The organism is Arthrobacter sp. B2a2-09, from assembly GCF_027587375.1.
Classification (GTDB): domain Bacteria; phylum Actinomycetota; class Actinomycetes; order Actinomycetales; family Micrococcaceae; genus Arthrobacter.
The window spans coordinates 250786-266378 of the sequence record NZ_JAMXIC010000002.1 but is presented as its reverse complement, the minus strand read 5'-3'; the positions used below and the strand labels follow the sequence as shown (position 1 = coordinate 266378).

Here is a 15593-nt window from a genome sequence, read left to right as displayed (position 1 = left end):
GGGGAAACCCAGTCAGGGGCTGGCCCCGGCAACTAGAATCAAAGCATGACTGTCCCAGACCGGCCTGTATCTTCTTCTGCGCCTGTGCGCCACCTGATTACCGGAACCATCGTCAGCGACGGTGTGGTGATCGAAGATGGCCTGGTGGCGGTGGAGGACGACCGCATCGCCTTCGCCGGACCGGCCGCCGAATTCCACGAAGCAGCCTTCGAAGGGTTCGAGGAAACTCCCCGGACCGATTTCCCCGCGGAACGGTACATCGTTCCCGGATTCGTGGATGTGCACTGCCATGGCGGCAACGGAGGCGACTTCCCTGGCGCCGATGAATCCTCGGCACGCAAAGCCATCGATTTCCTGCACCGCTCCGGAACCACAACCCTCCTCGCCAGCATGGTCACGGCGCCCCGGGAAGACCTGCTCCGCGGCATCGAGCTATACGTACGCTTGGCCGATGAAGGACTCGTAGCTGGAATCCACCTCGAAGGGCCCTTCCTCTCCCATGCCCGCTGCGGCGCGCAGAACCCTGCCTATCTGCTGGACCCGGACTTGGATCTCATGACCGAGCTCGTTGAAGCGGCTGCCGGCAAGCTCGCCACCATGACCTACGCCCCCGAGCTTCCCGGCGCCGCGGCACTAGTGGACCTGATGACGTTCCACGGGGTGACGCCGTCCCTCGGCCACACGGATTGCGACGACGCGACGGCCGCCGCTTCCCTCACCGCGGCACGGGAGGGCTTGGAATCGGCTGGTTTCGACGGCGTCAGCTCTTTGCCGACTGTCACGCACTTGTTCAATGGCATGCCTCCCATGCACCACCGCGCCCCCGGCCCTGTGGCTGCCTCCCTTCGCACGGCCCAAGAAGGCAAGGCCGTGGTGGAACTGATAGCGGACGGTACCCACCTGGATCCAAGCACGGTGGCTACTGTTTTTCAGCTCGTAGGCGCGGCAAACGTTGTCCTTGTGACCGATTCAATGGCGGCGGCGGGACTCTCCGACGGAAACTACATGCTGGGCCCCTCCCCGGTGACCGTGACGGACGGTGTGGCTACCTTGGACGCCACAGGATCCATCGCCGGCGGCACTGCCACCATGCTCGACGTCGTCAGGCGCACGGTTGCGGCCGGCGTCGGACTCGCCGACGCAGTCGGATCGGCGACGACGGTTCCCGCCGCAGTCCTGGGGCTCTCCGATGAACTTGGCGGCCTGCGCCGGGGCCTGCGGGCCGATCTCGTCGTCGTGGACAAGGAGCTGCAACTCGCGGGTGTATTGCGCAATGGTGATTGGCTGGCTTAGGGGGGATTGGCTGGCCTTGGCCGAATTTGCAGGCACCCAATGGCGGCTCCAGTGGCGGGCGGGCGCTTTCTTCCGTTACCTTCTTTTTACTTAAAATTTGTCGGAATTCCCCAGCAGACCGTTGACCTCCAGTATCCGCCATGAAAGTGTTGTAGCAGTCTTTGTGTAGGTGTGATTCATGCTCGCAAGACGTGTTGCGAGCGTGAAGCTCCTGCGAAGCCAACCAAGCCTTGCTTGGGCGGAAAACCAGGTCTTCTCGCGGAGTAACCAAGGCCGGCACGCGGTGTGCCGGACTTAAAAGTTCCACAATGAGGAGAAACAAAAATGGCACTGGGCACCGTAAAGTGGTTCAACGCTGAAAAGGGCTTCGGCTTCATCACCCCGGACGACGCCGAAGGCGACGTCTTTGTCCACTACTCCGAGATCCAGACCGGCGGATTCCGCACCCTCGACGAGAACCAGCGTGTTCAGTTCGAGATCGGTCAGGGCGCAAAGGGCCCGCAGGCCACCGGCGTAACCGCCGTCTAGTTTGATTGCTTGAATTCTGCTCGCAGATTCAATGAAAGGGGTTCCGCACAGGATGCGGGACCCCTTTCTCCTTCCCAACTAACTCGCAGTTGTTGTCGTTATGAGCCGTCAAAACGACAATAAGTGCGAGCTACTTGGGTTTGTCAGGCAACGAGGGTGCGGAGAAGCCTCGCAGTTTGCCGAACGGACAGCCCTGGCAAATATGCCCGGCTTAGCGCAGCGCCAATCGCGGGAATCTCCAGGCTGTCTTGGTAGTACATATACAAAGTCCGGTACTCCGGCTGGAACCTCGATTTGAAGCGGGCCAGCGAGCGGAATCCGTAAACGGGCTCCAAGGTCCTGCCAACGAGGTCGAGAATGCCCGCCATGCCGGCTTCCCCGCGGGAGAATTCCTCGGTCTCCCCAGCCAAAGGTGAGCCCGACAAGGAAATGACCTCCACTCCCTGTCGCAACTCGTGGACTGCCGAGGCAATCATGAATTCCATGAGGCCAGGGAAGGCATCGCTGCGTCGGCGCATGAAATCCAACGTCCAGCTGATCACTTGGCCGTCACGAAACACCGGTAGCCAGCTGGTGACCCCGTAGACAAAGCCTTTGCCATCGACGGCTATGCAGCAAAGCACTTCGTCGTCCATCAGCTCGTCGAGGGAACCCAAGGTAAAGCCCATTTCAGGTACTTTTTTCCGGGCGGCCCACTCTTCCGACACCTCGCCGAGCTGGGAGCGTATGTGTTGCGGGAACTCCGAATAGCGCCCCCACCGGGCTTCGACGCCGGCCTTCAGTGCGCGGTTCCTGGCCGTGCGCACGTTTTGCCACGCTTTGCCCGTGAATTCGAGGTCGCGGATGGAGAGCCGCGTTTCCTGGGCAACCGCAATGCGGCGAAATCCCGTGGATCGCAGCATCGGCCACAATTCCTCAGTGCAGGAATAAAGGCACGGCACCAATGCATGGTGCGCGCAATAGTCCAGAAAGCCCTCGGTCGCGGCAGGCGCTTGTGCGGGATCACCGAACGGTCCGGCGAGGGTCAATGCGACGTTTCCGTGCTGCTGGTAGGCAATTCCGGCGTCCATTCCGGGAGTGAACCAGAACTTGTTCGGCTCCCATAGCGCCATCCAGGAAAGGGACTCCCCGCCGCGCTTGACCAAACCCCTGGCCGCCAAGCGAGCCGGATCGTCACCGCCAGGGCCGTGCTGCCGTTTGAGAAGCAGCGTCCACACCGCTGCCAGCGCCACGAGCCAGAAGATGATCCCGGACCACGCGAACAATATTGACTCGGCGGCGCTTCGCTCTGCGAACACGCGACCGAAAGCCGTGGGTATGGGCAAGGGAAGATACTGCCGGGCGAGTTCCGCAATGAGACCCAGGATTCCGCCGTCGTGCGTCAAACCGCCCGAGCCGAGCCAGGCCCCGGTGTAGCCACTCGCCAATACGAGCCACGTACTGCCGACCAGCCACGCCATCTTCCGGCGGAGCGGCGCCCTCGAGCCCACCACAAAGTTGCCCCTGAACAGGAAAAGCAGAACCGCCAGGATAAGGGGAACCAGGGCGAGGGTCAGGATGTGGAATACCGCGGAGCCCATGACGACGGTGCGGCCTCGTCCTGGAAAATGCGGAATGCTGGCAAACAACACCAGATAGGCGAAGGACAGCGCCACGACGCCGAGTTGCACGCCGATGGCGATTTTCAGGGCCAAGCGCCTTCCTTGGCGCATGCCCACCGCACAGATCAAGAGCAGCAACGCGGGTACCACCGCGAGGGCTACGCCGGCCGGCCCAGGATAGCCCTGGCGTCCAAGTTCCAGGCAACTGATGTCCACGGTTCCGCCGCAGTTGGCCTGCAACTGGTTGAGCGTCGGAACAGGGTTCAGGACCATTTCGCGGAGCAATGCCAGCGGCCCCGCCGGGCTCCTCACGGCGCCCGCCACCAAGGGCCCGACGCCGAAAATCGCCACCATGACTGACAACAGGTTCCGCGTCTCCCGCCTGGTCGCACGGTGGCTCGGTTGAATACCGTGGTCGAGCTGGAGCCACAGACCGGTCCCGAGCCCGAGCAGGGCACCGGTCAGGGCCATGACGGCCGAGGGGTCGCCAACGTACAGGACCAAGAGAAGCGCCAGGGACACAACCGTCGCCCTGAGGCGCCGACGCCACAGGGTCGGTAGAAGGCCACTGGCCGCCATCGAAACGAAGAGGGTTGCCGGAAGGGGGCCGGAGGTCCTGGCATCCATCATCCGCCCCAGCCAACCGTCGTCGGCGTATGCTGCCAACTGGACCACCAACAAAAAAGCGGTGACCGTGGCGAACTGCCCGCCAAAGAAGCCCGCTGCCGTGCGGAACCACCCCAACTTGCGCTCTGAGGAACCCAACAGGACGACGAGCAACAACGAGCTCATGACGTAGTCGAAGGGGTTGGCGGCAAAAAACATCGAGGTCCAGATGGACCACCAGTCCCCCGCTTTCAATCCTCCGCCGCTCACGCTCGTGAGATGCCGCAACACGTCTGGGCCGTACCCGGTATCGGAGTCGAAGATCGCCGGACTGAGCAGGTACAGCGCGAGCACAATCACGGTGAAGGGGATCGCGCCAATATGGGCAGCCACGTTGCCAAGCACGGCCCGGGCAAGCGCGGCCGCCATCTTCCGCGCGGGCTTGGCATCTTCGGGAGCAGCCGCCTGTTCCTTGGCCAACTGGGCTTCCTGGGTACTCACTTAACGAGCCCCCATCGAGGGGCCAGGAATTCCATGGCAGAAGGAAGCTCTTGTACGGCCACGGCCCACGAGTGGCCGGCCCCGGCAACCGAAGCGTGCCTGACGTCGAACCCGGAGACGCGGGCAGCTGCCGCTAGCTCGGTGGCGAACCGGGTGAATTCACTGTCCGCTGCCCCGACGGCGAAGAAGCCTGCATGGCCGTCGTAGCTTCGCTGTTTCATCAGGGTCAACGGTGTCAGGGCGTCGAAGGCCGCGGAGTCGCCGCCAAATGCGGTCTGGATGGTCCGCCTGCGATCAGGACCAAGTGAAGGCTCCCGCTCTCCCGAGAAGGCGATGAAGGAAGGGTAGATTTCGGGGTGAAGCGTGGTCATCTGCACGGCACAGGTTGCACCGAAGGAGAACCCTCCAACGGCCCACTTCCTTGGGTCGGCGGAAACCTCGAGCGTCGAGTTGATCCAGCGCGGAACATCGATCGCGAGGTAGGTGTCGGCACGTGCGATCCGACTGTCCATGCACATCGTGTTTGCGGTATCGGAACCGTTTGGATCGACCACCACCACAACGGGCGCCACTCCTCCGTGCGAGGCGGCAAAGGTATTCATCGTCGGCTCAAGCAGGCCGCCGGTCAGCCAATCGGCGGGACGTCCGGGCTGGCCGGCAAACAAAACCAGTACGGGTAATTGGCTGCGATCGCTGGCCAAGTAGGCCGGCGGCAGGTAAATGAAAGCGTCCTGGGCCTTGAAACCGGATTCGATACCGGGAATCGATGCCCTGCGGACTATTCCCCCATCAAGCGCTGACGCCGGCTGGGTTCCGGAAACACCCCTTTTGAACGCCTCCTCAAGCTCCGGGATCCGTCCCACATTGTGGCCGAAGAGATCAGCCGACGTGTGGTTGAGTCCGAAATAGCTGTTGATCTGAAGCGCGGAAAGGAGCAATACAGCGAAGAATGAGATTCCTGCCGCGCTCCTGCCGCGCCACGAGGAACCGGGAAACCGGAAAAGGAGGAGGACCAACGCAGAGAAGGCAACCGTCGACCAAACGAGGACATCGATGGGGAGATCCTCTGGGAACACGGTAAGAACGTTGACGAGCAGCCAATGGATGACTGCGACAACTCCGCTTGCCACGACAAGCGAAACAACTATGGAAAGCAACCAGCGCCAGCCTCGTCGCAGGAGGAGGAATGCGCTCCCGGCAATTCCGGCGCCAAGGATGGTCCAATAGAACGGACCATCAACTAGGCTCACGTTGTACGGGAAGTCCACTGTCCTCAGCGCCAGGTGCCGACGCCCACCACAGGGCCGGCTTCCAGCCAAGACGACAACCCGGCGTAGGCATCAAATCTCATCGCCAACATGAACCGCTGGCCTTCATGCTGGAGTTCGACAACCACGACGTCGGGCTGAAGCCTCGTCAGCTCTTCCTCCGTTGGCTTCCGGCGACCCAAGAGCTCCAAGGAGCTGCGGCGGAAACTGTGTTTTGGACGGAAGCTGAGCGAGAGCAGGCGGAACCACTCAAGCTCCGAGTCCTGATAACGACAAACCCCCATCCGCCAGCTGTTTCCAGCCGTGCAAATGGAGGCGTCAACCGTGCCCAGGGCGCGCCGCAAATTGAAGCGGCGCACCCCGACGAGGCACAGTGTAAAGAGCAGCAACGCAAACGCCGTTGCCAAGGCGATGAACGGAATAGCAGAATCGTCCATCAAGGTCTTGCTATCGGATCCCCGCAGTAGCTGAATCGCCCAGCTGGGCGTTGTCAGCGACGATCACCACGCGGTTGTTGTCGACGGAGAAGAACCCGCCGTCCACAACTACTGCGAGGCGGTCTCCGGTAACCGGCTCGATGGCCAGCTCGCCCGCGGCCAGAATGGCGAGGAGCGGCGAGTGGCCCGGCAGGATCCCGATTTCACCATCGCTGGTGCGGGCCTTGACCATCTTGGCCGCACCGGACCACACGAAGTGGTCCGCTGCGACAATCTCAACCTCGAGCTCAGCCATACTACTTGGTCTGTTCCTGGATCTTGGCCCACTGGCGCTCGACGTCATCCAGGCCGCCGACGTTGAAGAACGCCTGCTCTGCGATGTGGTCAAGCTCGCCGTCGCAAATCGCCGTGAAGCCTTCCACGGTGTCCTTGATGGACACGGTGGAGCCCTCGACGCCGGTGAACTGCTTGGCGGTGTAGGTGTTCTGGGACAGGAACTGCTGGATGCGGCGTGCACGCGACACGACGATCTTGTCTTCTTCGGACAGTTCGTCAACGCCGAGGATGGCGATGATGTCCTGGAGTTCCTTGTTCTTCTGCAGGATCTGCTTCACACGGACAGCCGTGTTGTAGTGGTCCTTGCCGATGTACTGCGGGTCCAGGATGCGGGACGTCGACGTCAGCGGGTCAACGGCCGGGTACAGACCACGGGAGGCGATTTCACGGGAAAGTTCCGTGGTCGCGTCGAGGTGTGCGAAGGTCGTTGCCGGAGCCGGGTCGGTGTAGTCATCGGCAGGCACGTAGATGGCCTGCATCGACGTGATCGAGTGGCCCTTGGTCGAGGTGATGCGCTCCTGCAGGAGGCCCATCTCGTCGGCGAGGTTCGGCTGGTAACCAACAGCGGACGGCATGCGGCCGAGCAGGGTGGAGACCTCAGAACCGGCCTGGGTGAAGCGGAAGATGTTGTCGATGAAGAGCAGCACGTCCTGGTTCTGCACATCGCGGAAGTACTCCGCCATGGTCAGCGCGGACAGTGCCACGCGCAGACGCGTTCCCGGCGGTTCGTCCATCTGGCCGAATACAAGGGCGGTGTCCTTGAGGACGCCTGCCTCTTCCATTTCAACCCAGAGGTCGTTGCCTTCACGAGTACGCTCGCCAACACCGGCGAATACCGAAGTACCACCGAAGTTGCGGGCCACACGGGTGATCATTTCCTGGATCAGAACGGTCTTGCCGACACCGGCGCCACCGAACAGACCGATCTTTCCACCCTTGATATACGGGGTGAGAAGGTCAATGACCTTGATGCCGGTCTCGAGCATCTCCGTGGAGCCCTCGAGGGACGCGAAGGCCGGAGCCTTGCGGTGGATCGGCCAGTAGGCGTCTGCGTTGATCTCGGACTCGTCAACGTCCAGCGGCTTGCCGAGAACGTTGAAGATGTGGCCCTTGACGCCGTCGCCCACAGGCACGGAGATCGGGGCACCGGTGTCCTGCACGGAGGTGCCGCGGACAAGTCCGTCGGTGGCCTGCAGGGCGATGGCGCGGACGAGGTTGTCACCCAGGTGCTGGGAGGTCTCGAACGTGATGGTCTTGGTCTCACCGTTGAGAGTGATCTCAGTGGTAAGCGCATGGTAGATCGACGGGATTGCGTCAGCCGGGAATTCGACGTCGACAACCGGGCCAATGACACGGGCAATGCGGCCGGTGGCGCCGGCCGTTGCAGCTACGTGCTCGGTAGCGGTGGCAGTCATCTCTCTCACTTCACTCAGTAGATGGCGTGGGGTTAAGTTTATCTATTTGGTGCAGGTGCAGCTTGCGCCGAACCAGGCACCGGCGGCTACGCGCTCAGGGCGTCGGCGCCGGCCACGATTTCGGAAAGCTCCTGCGTGATCTCAGCCTGGCGGGCCGTGTTGCGCAGACGCGTGTACTTCTTGATCAGATCGGTCGCGTTGTCGCCTGCCGACTTCATGGCGCGCTGGCGGGCGGCGAGCTCGGAAGCTGCTGCCTGCAGCATTGCTGCGAAGATGCGGGACTCGATGTAACGCGGCAGCAGCGCGTCAAGCACCTGCTCCGATTCCGGTTCGAACTCGTACAGCGGCAGAAGCTCGGACTCACTGACTGCCTGCTCTTCAACTTCGAGCGGCAGCAGTCGAACAACTGTGGGCTCCTGCGTCACCATCGACTTGAAGCGGGTGTAAACGACGTGGATCTCGTCCACGCCACCCTCAGCGAAGTCGTTTGCGAACTCTTCGAGAAGAGCGGCGCCGATTTCCCTTGCAGTCTTGAATTCCGGTGCGTCCGTTCCGCCGGTCCATACGCGGGAGTACGAACGGCTGCGGAAGTCGAAGTATGCCTGGGCCTTACGGCCAACCAGGTAGGTCTTGACCTCCTTGCCCTCTGCTCGGAGAAGTTCATTGAGTCCTTCGGCCTGCTTGAGCACGCTCGCCGAGTAAGAACCAGCCAGGCCACGGTCCGAGGTGATAACCAGGACGGCGGCACGGCGGATCTGCTCCGGCTCGGTGACAAGCGGGTGATCGATTTCGCTCTGGCTTGCGACAGCAGAAACGGCACGGGTGATCGCGTTTGCGTAAGGCAGCGAAGCTGCCAAGCGGGCGCGGGCCTTACCGATGCGCGAGGTAGCGATCAGTTCCATCGCCTTGAAGATCTTGCGCATCGACGTCGTCGAGCTGATCTTCTGGCGGTAGACCCGGATCTGGGCTCCCATACATTTCCTTTCCTAAGATCCCGATGGATCAGCGGCTAAGGCTTTGGCGAAGGCCCCGGGCCTGCGGATTCCGCAGGCCCGGGGACCAATGCTCTAGCGCTTCTGCTTGACGATCTTTTCCTGGTCGACTTCGCCGCCGGAGATCGCTTCGTGCTCTTCGTGTCCGGCACCAACCAGGCGGTTGTCGCCTTCGCCGAAGAAGCCCTTCTTGAAGGCAACGATGGCGGTCTTCAGCGCTTCAGCGGTGTCATCGTCCAGGACGTTGGTCTGCGCCAGCGTGGTCAGGATGGAGGACTTGTGCTTGAGGTGCTCCAGGAACTCGGACTCGAAACGGCTGACATCCTCAACCGGGACATCGTCCAAGTAGCCCTTTGTACCGGCCCAGATGGACACAACCTGGTCCTCGACCGGGAACGGCGAGTACTGGCCCTGCTTGAGCAGCTCCATCAGGCGGGCGCCACGGGTCAGCTGCTGGCGTGAAGCAGCGTCGAGGTCGGACGCGAACATCGCGAACGCCTGCATGTCGCGGTACTGTGCCAGGTCCAGCTTCAAGGTACCGGAGACCTTCTTCATGGACTTGACCTGTGCCGCACCACCAACACGGGACACGGACACACCGACGTCAACAGCGGGGCGCTGGTTGGCGTTGAAGAGGTCCGACTGCAGGAAGATCTGGCCATCGGTGATGGAGATGACGTTGGTCGGGATGTAGGCCGAGACGTCGTTTGCCTTCGTTTCGACGATCGGAAGACCGGTCATCGAGCCTGCGCCCAGCTCGTCGGAGAGCTTGGCACAACGCTCCAGAAGACGGGAGTGCAAGTAGAAAACGTCGCCCGGGTACGCTTCGCGTCCCGGCGGGCGGCGGAGCAGCAGGGACACTGCACGGTAGGCTTCGGCCTGCTTCGACAGGTCATCGAAGATCACCAGTACGTGCTTGCCGCCGTACATCCAGTGCTGGCCGATGGCCGAGCCGGCGTACGGAGCCAGGTACTTGAAGCCGGCGGGGTCGGATGCCGGGGAAGCCACGATGGTGGTGTATTCCAGCGCGCCGTGGTCTTCCAGGGTCTGGCGGACAGCGGCAATGGTGGAAGCCTTCTGGCCGACGCCGACGTAAACGCAGCGCACCTGCTTGGTGACATCGCCCGAAGCCCAGTTGGCCTTCTGGTTGATGATCGTGTCCACGGCGATCGCGGTCTTGCCGGTCTGGCGGTCACCGATGATCAGCTGGCGCTGGCCACGGCCGATCGGAATCATGGCGTCGATAGCCTTGAGACCGGTCTGCATGGGCTCGTGGACCGACTTACGCTGGGTCACGCCCGGAGCCTGGAGTTCCAGTGCACGAGTGGTCTCGGCCTTGATCTCGCCGAGGTCATCGATCGGCTGACCCAGCGGGTCAACTACGCGGCCCAGGAAGGCGTCGCCCACCGGGACGGACAGGATTTCACCGGTGCGGTGGACTTCCTGGCCTTCTTCGATGCCGGTGAAGTCACCGAGGATGATGACGCCGATTTCGCGGACGTCGAGGTTCTGGGCCAAGCCCAGGGTGCCGTCTTCGAAGCGAAGCAGCTCGTTCGCCATGACCGAGGGAAGGCCCTCAACACGGGCGATGCCGTCACTTGCGGCGGTCACGCGGCCGACCTCTACGCGCTCTGCGTTTCCGGGTTCGTAGGACGCCGCGAACTCGTTCAACGCATTACGGACGTCGTCGGCGTTGATGGTCAATTCGGCCATCTGCAGTCCCTGCTCTCCTGTTTTCGTGATCATCGTTGCTCACGATGACCGGGTTTTGTATCAGTTAAGTTGTGCTTGTCTGGCTAGCCAGCGAGTTGCCGGCGGAGCTCGGACAGGCGGGCTACGACGGAAGCGTCAAGCACTTCGTCTGCCACCTGGACCCGGATTCCACCGATCAGAGTCGGATCGACGCTGACGTTGACCTTCAGCTCGCGGCCGTAGAGGGCATCAAGCCCGGCCTGCAGACGGCTGGCCTGCGCATCCGTCAACTGACGGGTAACGCGGACAGTTGCGATCCAGCGCTGCTGGCGCTTGGCTGCAAGCTTGGCGAAGTTGTCGATGAGCTTGCTCGGCTTGACGCCGCGCGGCTGCGACACGGCCTGGCCGATGAGAAGCTGGGCTTCCGGGCTTGCGCCAGGAACCAGCTTCTCCGCCAGACTGATCTTGGCCGCAGCACTTGCCTGCGACTCTCCCAGAGCACGTTGTACCTCGTGGCTGGAAGCAACGGTCTGGTTGAAAGCAAACAGATCGTTTTCCAGCTCTTCCAGCCCCGTGATTCCGGAGGCAGAAACGGCCGACTTGTTTTCAGCCACGGCGATGACCACCGTGGCGGCAAGAGTCTCGAGTGCATCGCCGATATCGCGTGCCGATGCCCAGCGTGAGCTGGCCAATCCACTCGCGATTTCCGCAGCATCAGCGGAGACTTTCCCGCCAACCAGCTGCTTGACCAGCGCCGACTTTTCTTCTCCGCTGCGGGAGGGGTCAGTCAGGGCGCGGCGCAAGCCAGCCGAGCTGTCCACCGTTCCCAGGATTCCGAAGAGGTCCTTAGCCAACTGCAGCGAGGCCGTCGGAAGCATGGCTTCCAACTGCTCCAGCGCCTTGGTCAGCGATTCGCTCGATACACCTGCCATTACTTAGCTGCACCTGCGCTCTGGGTCTCCAGATCTGCGAGGAAACGGTCCACCACGCGGGCGGCACGCTCGTCATCGCTGAGCGATTCGCCAACGATGCGCTCTGCCAAAGTCGTGGCCAAGGTGCCCACCTCGGAACGCAGGGAGACAACAGCTGCCTGGCGTTCCGATTCGATCTGGGCGTGCGCCTGCTCGGTGATGCGTGCCGACTCGGCTGCTGCCTTGGTCTTCAGCTCCGCGAGGATCTGGGCACCTTCGGCACGAGCTTCTTCGCGAATGCGGTTGGCCTCGGCGCGGGCATCGTGGAGCTGCTGCTTGTACTCTTCGAGAGCTGCAGAAGCTTCAGCCTGGGCCTTTTCAGCCTTGGCAATGCCGCCCTCAATCGCCTCTGCGCGCTCGGCAAAAGTCTTCTCGAACATCGGGACAACAAACTTGACCACGATGTAAAAGAGGACCGCAAAGCCAGCGAGGACGACGCCCATTTCCCAGGGGTTGGGAACGAGCGGATTAGCCGACTCGGCGGCGCCTTGAGCGGCGGCTGAGATGATCTGCTGATTCATGTTTCACCCGTCCTTATCTACTCGGTTCTGAATGTTCGCTTGGTTCTTAGCGGTTTACTTGAGAACGAAAGCGAAGACCAGGCCGAGGATGGCGAGGGCTTCGGTAAGAGCCAGACCAAGGAACGCGATCGGCTGGAGCACGCGCTGGGCTTCCGGCTGACGTGCAACACCGTTGATGTAAGCAGCAAATACGAGACCCACACCGATACCACCGCCGATTGCGGAGAGACCGTAGCCAATGAGGTTAAGGGAGCCGTTGATATCGCCGTTCATTGTTTTCCTTTCAAGATGCCGCAGTCGCGGCAGGTTGTTTGGTTTGCTTCAACCCCCGAGGGGGAAGATTAAGGGGTTGTGCCTAGTGGCTGTCCGCGTGGAGCGCGCCTTCAATGTAGATCGCAGTCAAAAGGGTGAAGACGTACGCCTGCAGCACCATGATCAGGGCTTCGAGCATGTACATGGCGACGGCGCCAACGAGCACCAGCACCGATGCGCCCTTGAGAAGGACGTTTTCCTGCATGACCAGGAACTCAATGCCCGAGCCGGCGATCATCACAATCAGGTGCCCTGCCATCATGGTGGCGAAGAGACGGAGGCTGTGGGTGACCGGGCGGACCATGAAGTTCGAGATGATTTCGATCGGTACGACGATCGGCAGGATGTACCACGGCACACCGGAAGGAACAGTGGCCAGCTTGAAGTACTTCAGGCCGTTCTTCTTGATGCCGATGCCGATCCAGGTGACGTACACGACTGCGGCCAGCACATAGGCCCCGCCGACGTGCGAGAAGCTCGGAAGCTGGATCACGGGAATGGCGCCGTAGATGTTGTTCACCAGGATGAAGAAGAACAGGGAGAACAGAAGCGGCACGAACTTCATGAAGTCGCGTCCGCCGATAATGTCCTTGGCGATGCTGTTGCGGACGAAGCCGTAGGCCATCTCGCCTGCGAACTGCAGCTTGCCGGGAACCAACTGCTGCTTGCGTGCAGCAGCGATAAAGAATGAAGCGATAAGGACGACCGACAGGATCACCAGCAACATCTGCTTGGAGAAGCCATCGCTCGCACCCCACGGCAAGATAGCCGGCAGGTGCATTTGGTCGATTCCGGGAGGAGTGAAGGTCCCTGAATCCTGGGCCGGGAGCGCAAGCGCGATCAACGCGTTTCCTCTCTGCAGTGTCCATCATTGGGCGTTGTTGAGGATCCGGCCGCGTTTCTTGCAGCCATTTCCCGTGTGAAATTATTTGGCATTACTGTTCCCGTCCTGGGACGGACCACTGTCTGCTTTGCTCTCACCGGAGGACGAGCGCTGACTGGTGAGGCCATGCATGTGGGAAAGATAGAATCCCCCTGCGGCTCCGAGCAGAGCGCCAACGAGCACAATCCAGCGAGTCCCCCACAGATTATCCAGACCCCAGCCTATCAAACTCCAGACTATGATTCCGCCAATAATGTAGCTAAAGACGGCAATGCCGGCGTTGTATCCGCCGTCGCCTCCGTCGCTCGCTGGCTCAGTGGAATCGCCGGGTTTTGCGACATTGGGCGTGGCGGAGCGTCGCTTGTTCTTAGGAGTGAACATCGTCCCCTCCTTTGCCTGCTGCGGGGTCGTTGTAGATCTGGAGCCGGGCTTTGCTGAAGCCGTAGATTTCGGCGGCTTGCCACGAGACAACCGCGACGACGGCGCCAATCACGAACCAGCGTCCGTGCAGCCATGCGGGGGCGCCCAAGACGAACAGCACCACCGCGAAGCCAACGACCTTGACAAAGTAGCTGGCAACAAAAAGGCCGACCGCGCCGGAGGGATTATCCCGGCCGACAAAATGGCCGATCAATAGGCTGATGGCAAAAAAGGCCATCACCAGTGCCCCGCCGAATGCGGCAGAAAGGACTCCTACGCCACCGTTCATGACCGCCGCAACAACCGATGTTGCGGCGAGAGCGGCCACCGCCGTCGTCGAGCTGAGGAAAAGAAGCCTCAGCCACAGCGAGGAGGTGGAGCGGGGGGCAGCAACGCCGCTCGAGTCGGACTGCTGTCCGCCGGCGTTGGAGGTCATGGGGATGCCAATCGTCGTGGCAAAATTGCCAAAGTCTCAAAAAGGGTGGGTGCGCGGGCGAGTGACTGTCCGCCCTAGAATTCTACATGAGATAGAACTGTGATGTTAACGCCCTTGTCACACACCGTCTACTGGGCGGCGCGCCCTTTTCGGGCAAAGTACGGCCAGGCTGTCACTCCGGCCATGATCAGCGCGGCCACGACGTCTACCGTGAGGACCATCTGCCAAGGGAAGATGGCAAACGCCAGGCCTCCGAACGCCAGAATGCAGGTCCACACGTACATCATGAGCACCGCTGTGCGGTGGGTGTGGCCGAGCTCGATGAGCTTGTGGTGCAAGTGTCCGCGGTCCGCCGACCAGGGCGATTGGCCACGTGCCGTACGGCGCAACACCGCCAGGCCGAGGTCCAGCAGCGGTAGCGAGAGAATCGCGAACGGCAGCAGGATGGGCACGATGGTCGGAATACCATTGGCGCGGTCGTAAAGCCCCGAACTGATCTGGCCCGTAGACACTACACCGGCCGAGGCCATCACGAGGCCCAAAAGCATGGCGCCGGAATCGCCCATGAAGATTTTGGCCGGGAACCAGTTGTGCGGCAGGAATCCGATGCAACAGCCCACGATGATGGCCATCAGCAGCGCCGCCAAGTCCGAGCGGTCCGTGAGCGTTGCGTTGCGGTGCACCCAATACGCCGTCAGGAAGAACGCAACCCCGCCAATAGCGGCAACGCCTGCTGCCAGGCCGTCGAGGCCATCGATGAAATTGACGGCGTTCATGGTGGTCACAATGGCGAGGGCGGTCAGGACGATCCGGAGCGGTTCGGCCTCAATCCGTATGGGCTCCGGAACGAAGGGAACCACGGACATCTGCACGCCCCAGACCGCAACGATCGTAGCGGCCGTACATTGGCCGATCAGCTTGACCCACCAGCGGATGTCCATCACGTCGTCGGCAACACCCACGGCGACGATCACAAGGGCACCTGCCAGGATCCCCCACGGCGCACCGTTCCCGTGGAAGATGTCCTTCACGAAGAACGAATTGCTGGCTACCACGAGGGCCACGGCGAAGCCCGCGAAGAGTCCCAGGCCACCGAGCCTGGAAATCGGGACTGAATGCATATCCCGACTTCGGATGGGGGCAAAAAGCCGAAGTTTGTTACCCATCTGGCGGGCTACCCACGTAGCGAGATACGACACGACGGCAGCCGTGAGCATCATGAGCGAATACATGATCACGTGGCGGCTCCTGTTGGCGGTGGTGGTGGATTTTGTCCCTGGCGACTAGCTGCCGGCACAACACCTGCAGCACCTCTGCGCACCGCCGAATATTGCTGTACTACAGTTGGACTCTGTCAAGATACTAGCGGCAACGGCTGCTT

16 protein-coding genes are annotated in these 15593 nt (G+C 61.7%); 2 read left to right on the top strand and 14 right to left on the bottom strand.

All coding sequences use genetic code 11. The features are described 5' to 3' along the window. Positions 1 to 45: 45 nt before the first annotated feature. Complete coding sequence (gene nagA, locus NFJ07_RS03345) at positions 46 to 1293, top strand: N-acetylglucosamine-6-phosphate deacetylase (protein WP_269992494.1); 1248 nt, start codon at positions 46 to 48, stop codon at positions 1291 to 1293. 324 nt (positions 1294 to 1617) lie between these two features. After that, complete coding sequence (locus tag NFJ07_RS03340) at positions 1618 to 1821, top strand: cold-shock protein (protein WP_028264741.1); 204 nt, start codon at positions 1618 to 1620, stop codon at positions 1819 to 1821. Positions 1822 to 1964: 143 nt separating this feature from the next. Here NFJ07_RS03340 and NFJ07_RS03335 read toward each other — a convergent pair whose 3' ends face one another. From NFJ07_RS03335 to NFJ07_RS03270, 14 genes are all read right to left on the bottom strand, one after another. Beyond that, positions 1965 to 4457, bottom strand: a complete 2493-nt coding sequence (locus NFJ07_RS03335) for a DUF2156 domain-containing protein (RefSeq protein WP_269992670.1) — start codon at positions 4455 to 4457, stop codon at positions 1965 to 1967. Between the two features lie 68 nt (positions 4458 to 4525). Further along, entirely contained in the window at positions 4526 to 5779 is a 1254-nt protein-coding gene (locus NFJ07_RS03330) for an alpha/beta hydrolase (protein ID WP_269992493.1), read from the bottom strand. Positions 5780 to 5802: 23 nt separating this feature from the next. Then, complete coding sequence (locus NFJ07_RS03325) at positions 5803 to 6234, bottom strand: DUF2550 domain-containing protein (RefSeq protein WP_269992492.1); 432 nt, start codon at positions 6232 to 6234, stop codon at positions 5803 to 5805. Positions 6235 to 6244: 10 nt separating this feature from the next. Next, positions 6245 to 6529: a F0F1 ATP synthase subunit epsilon gene (locus NFJ07_RS03320; protein ID WP_059387616.1), complete on the bottom strand. Its 285-nt coding sequence runs from the start codon at positions 6527 to 6529 to the stop codon at positions 6245 to 6247. Between the two features lies 1 nt (position 6530). Then, positions 6531 to 7985, bottom strand: a complete 1455-nt coding sequence (gene atpD, locus NFJ07_RS03315; RefSeq protein WP_269992490.1) for a F0F1 ATP synthase subunit beta — start codon at positions 7983 to 7985, stop codon at positions 6531 to 6533. 86 nt (positions 7986 to 8071) lie between these two features. After that, positions 8072 to 8959, bottom strand: coding sequence for a F0F1 ATP synthase subunit gamma (locus NFJ07_RS03310; protein WP_269992488.1), 888 nt, complete (start codon positions 8957 to 8959; stop codon positions 8072 to 8074). A 93-nt stretch (positions 8960 to 9052) separates the two neighbouring features. Then, complete coding sequence (gene atpA / locus NFJ07_RS03305; RefSeq protein WP_269992668.1) at positions 9053 to 10690, bottom strand: F0F1 ATP synthase subunit alpha; 1638 nt, start codon at positions 10688 to 10690, stop codon at positions 9053 to 9055. 83 nt (positions 10691 to 10773) lie between these two features. Then, complete coding sequence (locus NFJ07_RS03300; RefSeq protein ID WP_269992486.1) at positions 10774 to 11601, bottom strand: F0F1 ATP synthase subunit delta; 828 nt, start codon at positions 11599 to 11601, stop codon at positions 10774 to 10776. Next, positions 11601 to 12161, bottom strand: coding sequence for a F0F1 ATP synthase subunit B (locus tag NFJ07_RS03295; RefSeq protein ID WP_265977227.1), 561 nt, complete (start codon positions 12159 to 12161; stop codon positions 11601 to 11603). The genes NFJ07_RS03300 and NFJ07_RS03295 overlap by 1 nt, the downstream gene beginning before the upstream one ends. Before the next feature lie 54 nt (positions 12162 to 12215). Then, the gene (atpE, locus tag NFJ07_RS03290) at positions 12216 to 12434 is read right to left on the bottom strand and encodes an ATP synthase F0 subunit C (RefSeq protein ID WP_028264751.1); all 219 of its coding nucleotides are present in this window, start codon (positions 12432 to 12434) and stop codon (positions 12216 to 12218) included. Positions 12435 to 12516: 82 nt separating this feature from the next. Further along, entirely contained in the window at positions 12517 to 13317 is an 801-nt protein-coding gene (gene atpB / locus NFJ07_RS03285; protein WP_269992482.1) for a F0F1 ATP synthase subunit A, read from the bottom strand. Between the two features lie 81 nt (positions 13318 to 13398). Next, positions 13399 to 13737: an AtpZ/AtpI family protein gene (locus tag NFJ07_RS03280; protein WP_269992480.1), complete on the bottom strand. Its 339-nt coding sequence runs from the start codon at positions 13735 to 13737 to the stop codon at positions 13399 to 13401. Next, the gene (locus tag NFJ07_RS03275; RefSeq protein WP_269992478.1) at positions 13724 to 14212 is read right to left on the bottom strand and encodes a hypothetical protein; all 489 of its coding nucleotides are present in this window, start codon (positions 14210 to 14212) and stop codon (positions 13724 to 13726) included. Before NFJ07_RS03275 ends, NFJ07_RS03280 begins: the two co-directional genes overlap by 14 nt. 128 nt (positions 14213 to 14340) lie before the next feature. Then, entirely contained in the window at positions 14341 to 15450 is a 1110-nt protein-coding gene (locus NFJ07_RS03270; protein WP_269992476.1) for an MraY family glycosyltransferase, read from the bottom strand. Positions 15451 to 15593: the final 143 nt, after the last annotated feature.

Excerpts from the sequence above, each read along its gene's own strand:
- nagA (WP_269992494.1), top strand. The coding sequence starts at position 46 with ATGACTGTCCCAGACCGGCCTGTATCTTCTTCTGCGCCTGTGCGCCAC.
- NFJ07_RS03340 (WP_028264741.1), top strand. The coding sequence starts at position 1,618 with ATGGCACTGGGCACCGTAAAGTGGTTCAACGCTGAAAAGGGCTTCGGC.
- NFJ07_RS03335 (WP_269992670.1), bottom strand. The coding sequence starts at position 4,457 with ATGGCGGCCGCGCTTGCCCGGGCCGTGCTTGGCAACGTGGCTGCCCAT.
- NFJ07_RS03325 (WP_269992492.1), bottom strand. The coding sequence starts at position 6,234 with ATGGACGATTCTGCTATTCCGTTCATCGCCTTGGCAACGGCGTTTGCG.
- NFJ07_RS03320 (WP_059387616.1), bottom strand. The coding sequence starts at position 6,529 with ATGGCTGAGCTCGAGGTTGAGATTGTCGCAGCGGACCACTTCGTGTGG.
- atpD (WP_269992490.1), bottom strand. The coding sequence starts at position 7,985 with ATGACTGCCACCGCTACCGAGCACGTAGCTGCAACGGCCGGCGCCACC.
- NFJ07_RS03310 (WP_269992488.1), bottom strand. The coding sequence starts at position 8,959 with ATGGGAGCCCAGATCCGGGTCTACCGCCAGAAGATCAGCTCGACGACG.
- atpA (WP_269992668.1), bottom strand. The coding sequence starts at position 10,690 with ATGGCCGAATTGACCATCAACGCCGACGACGTCCGTAATGCGTTGAAC.
- NFJ07_RS03300 (WP_269992486.1), bottom strand. The coding sequence starts at position 11,601 with ATGGCAGGTGTATCGAGCGAATCGCTGACCAAGGCGCTGGAGCAGTTG.
- NFJ07_RS03295 (WP_265977227.1), bottom strand. The coding sequence starts at position 12,161 with ATGAATCAGCAGATCATCTCAGCCGCCGCTCAAGGCGCCGCCGAGTCG.
- atpE (WP_028264751.1), bottom strand. The coding sequence starts at position 12,434 with ATGAACGGCGATATCAACGGCTCCCTTAACCTCATTGGCTACGGTCTC.
- NFJ07_RS03280 (WP_269992480.1), bottom strand. The coding sequence starts at position 13,737 with ATGTTCACTCCTAAGAACAAGCGACGCTCCGCCACGCCCAATGTCGCA.
- NFJ07_RS03275 (WP_269992478.1), bottom strand. The coding sequence starts at position 14,212 with ATGACCTCCAACGCCGGCGGACAGCAGTCCGACTCGAGCGGCGTTGCT.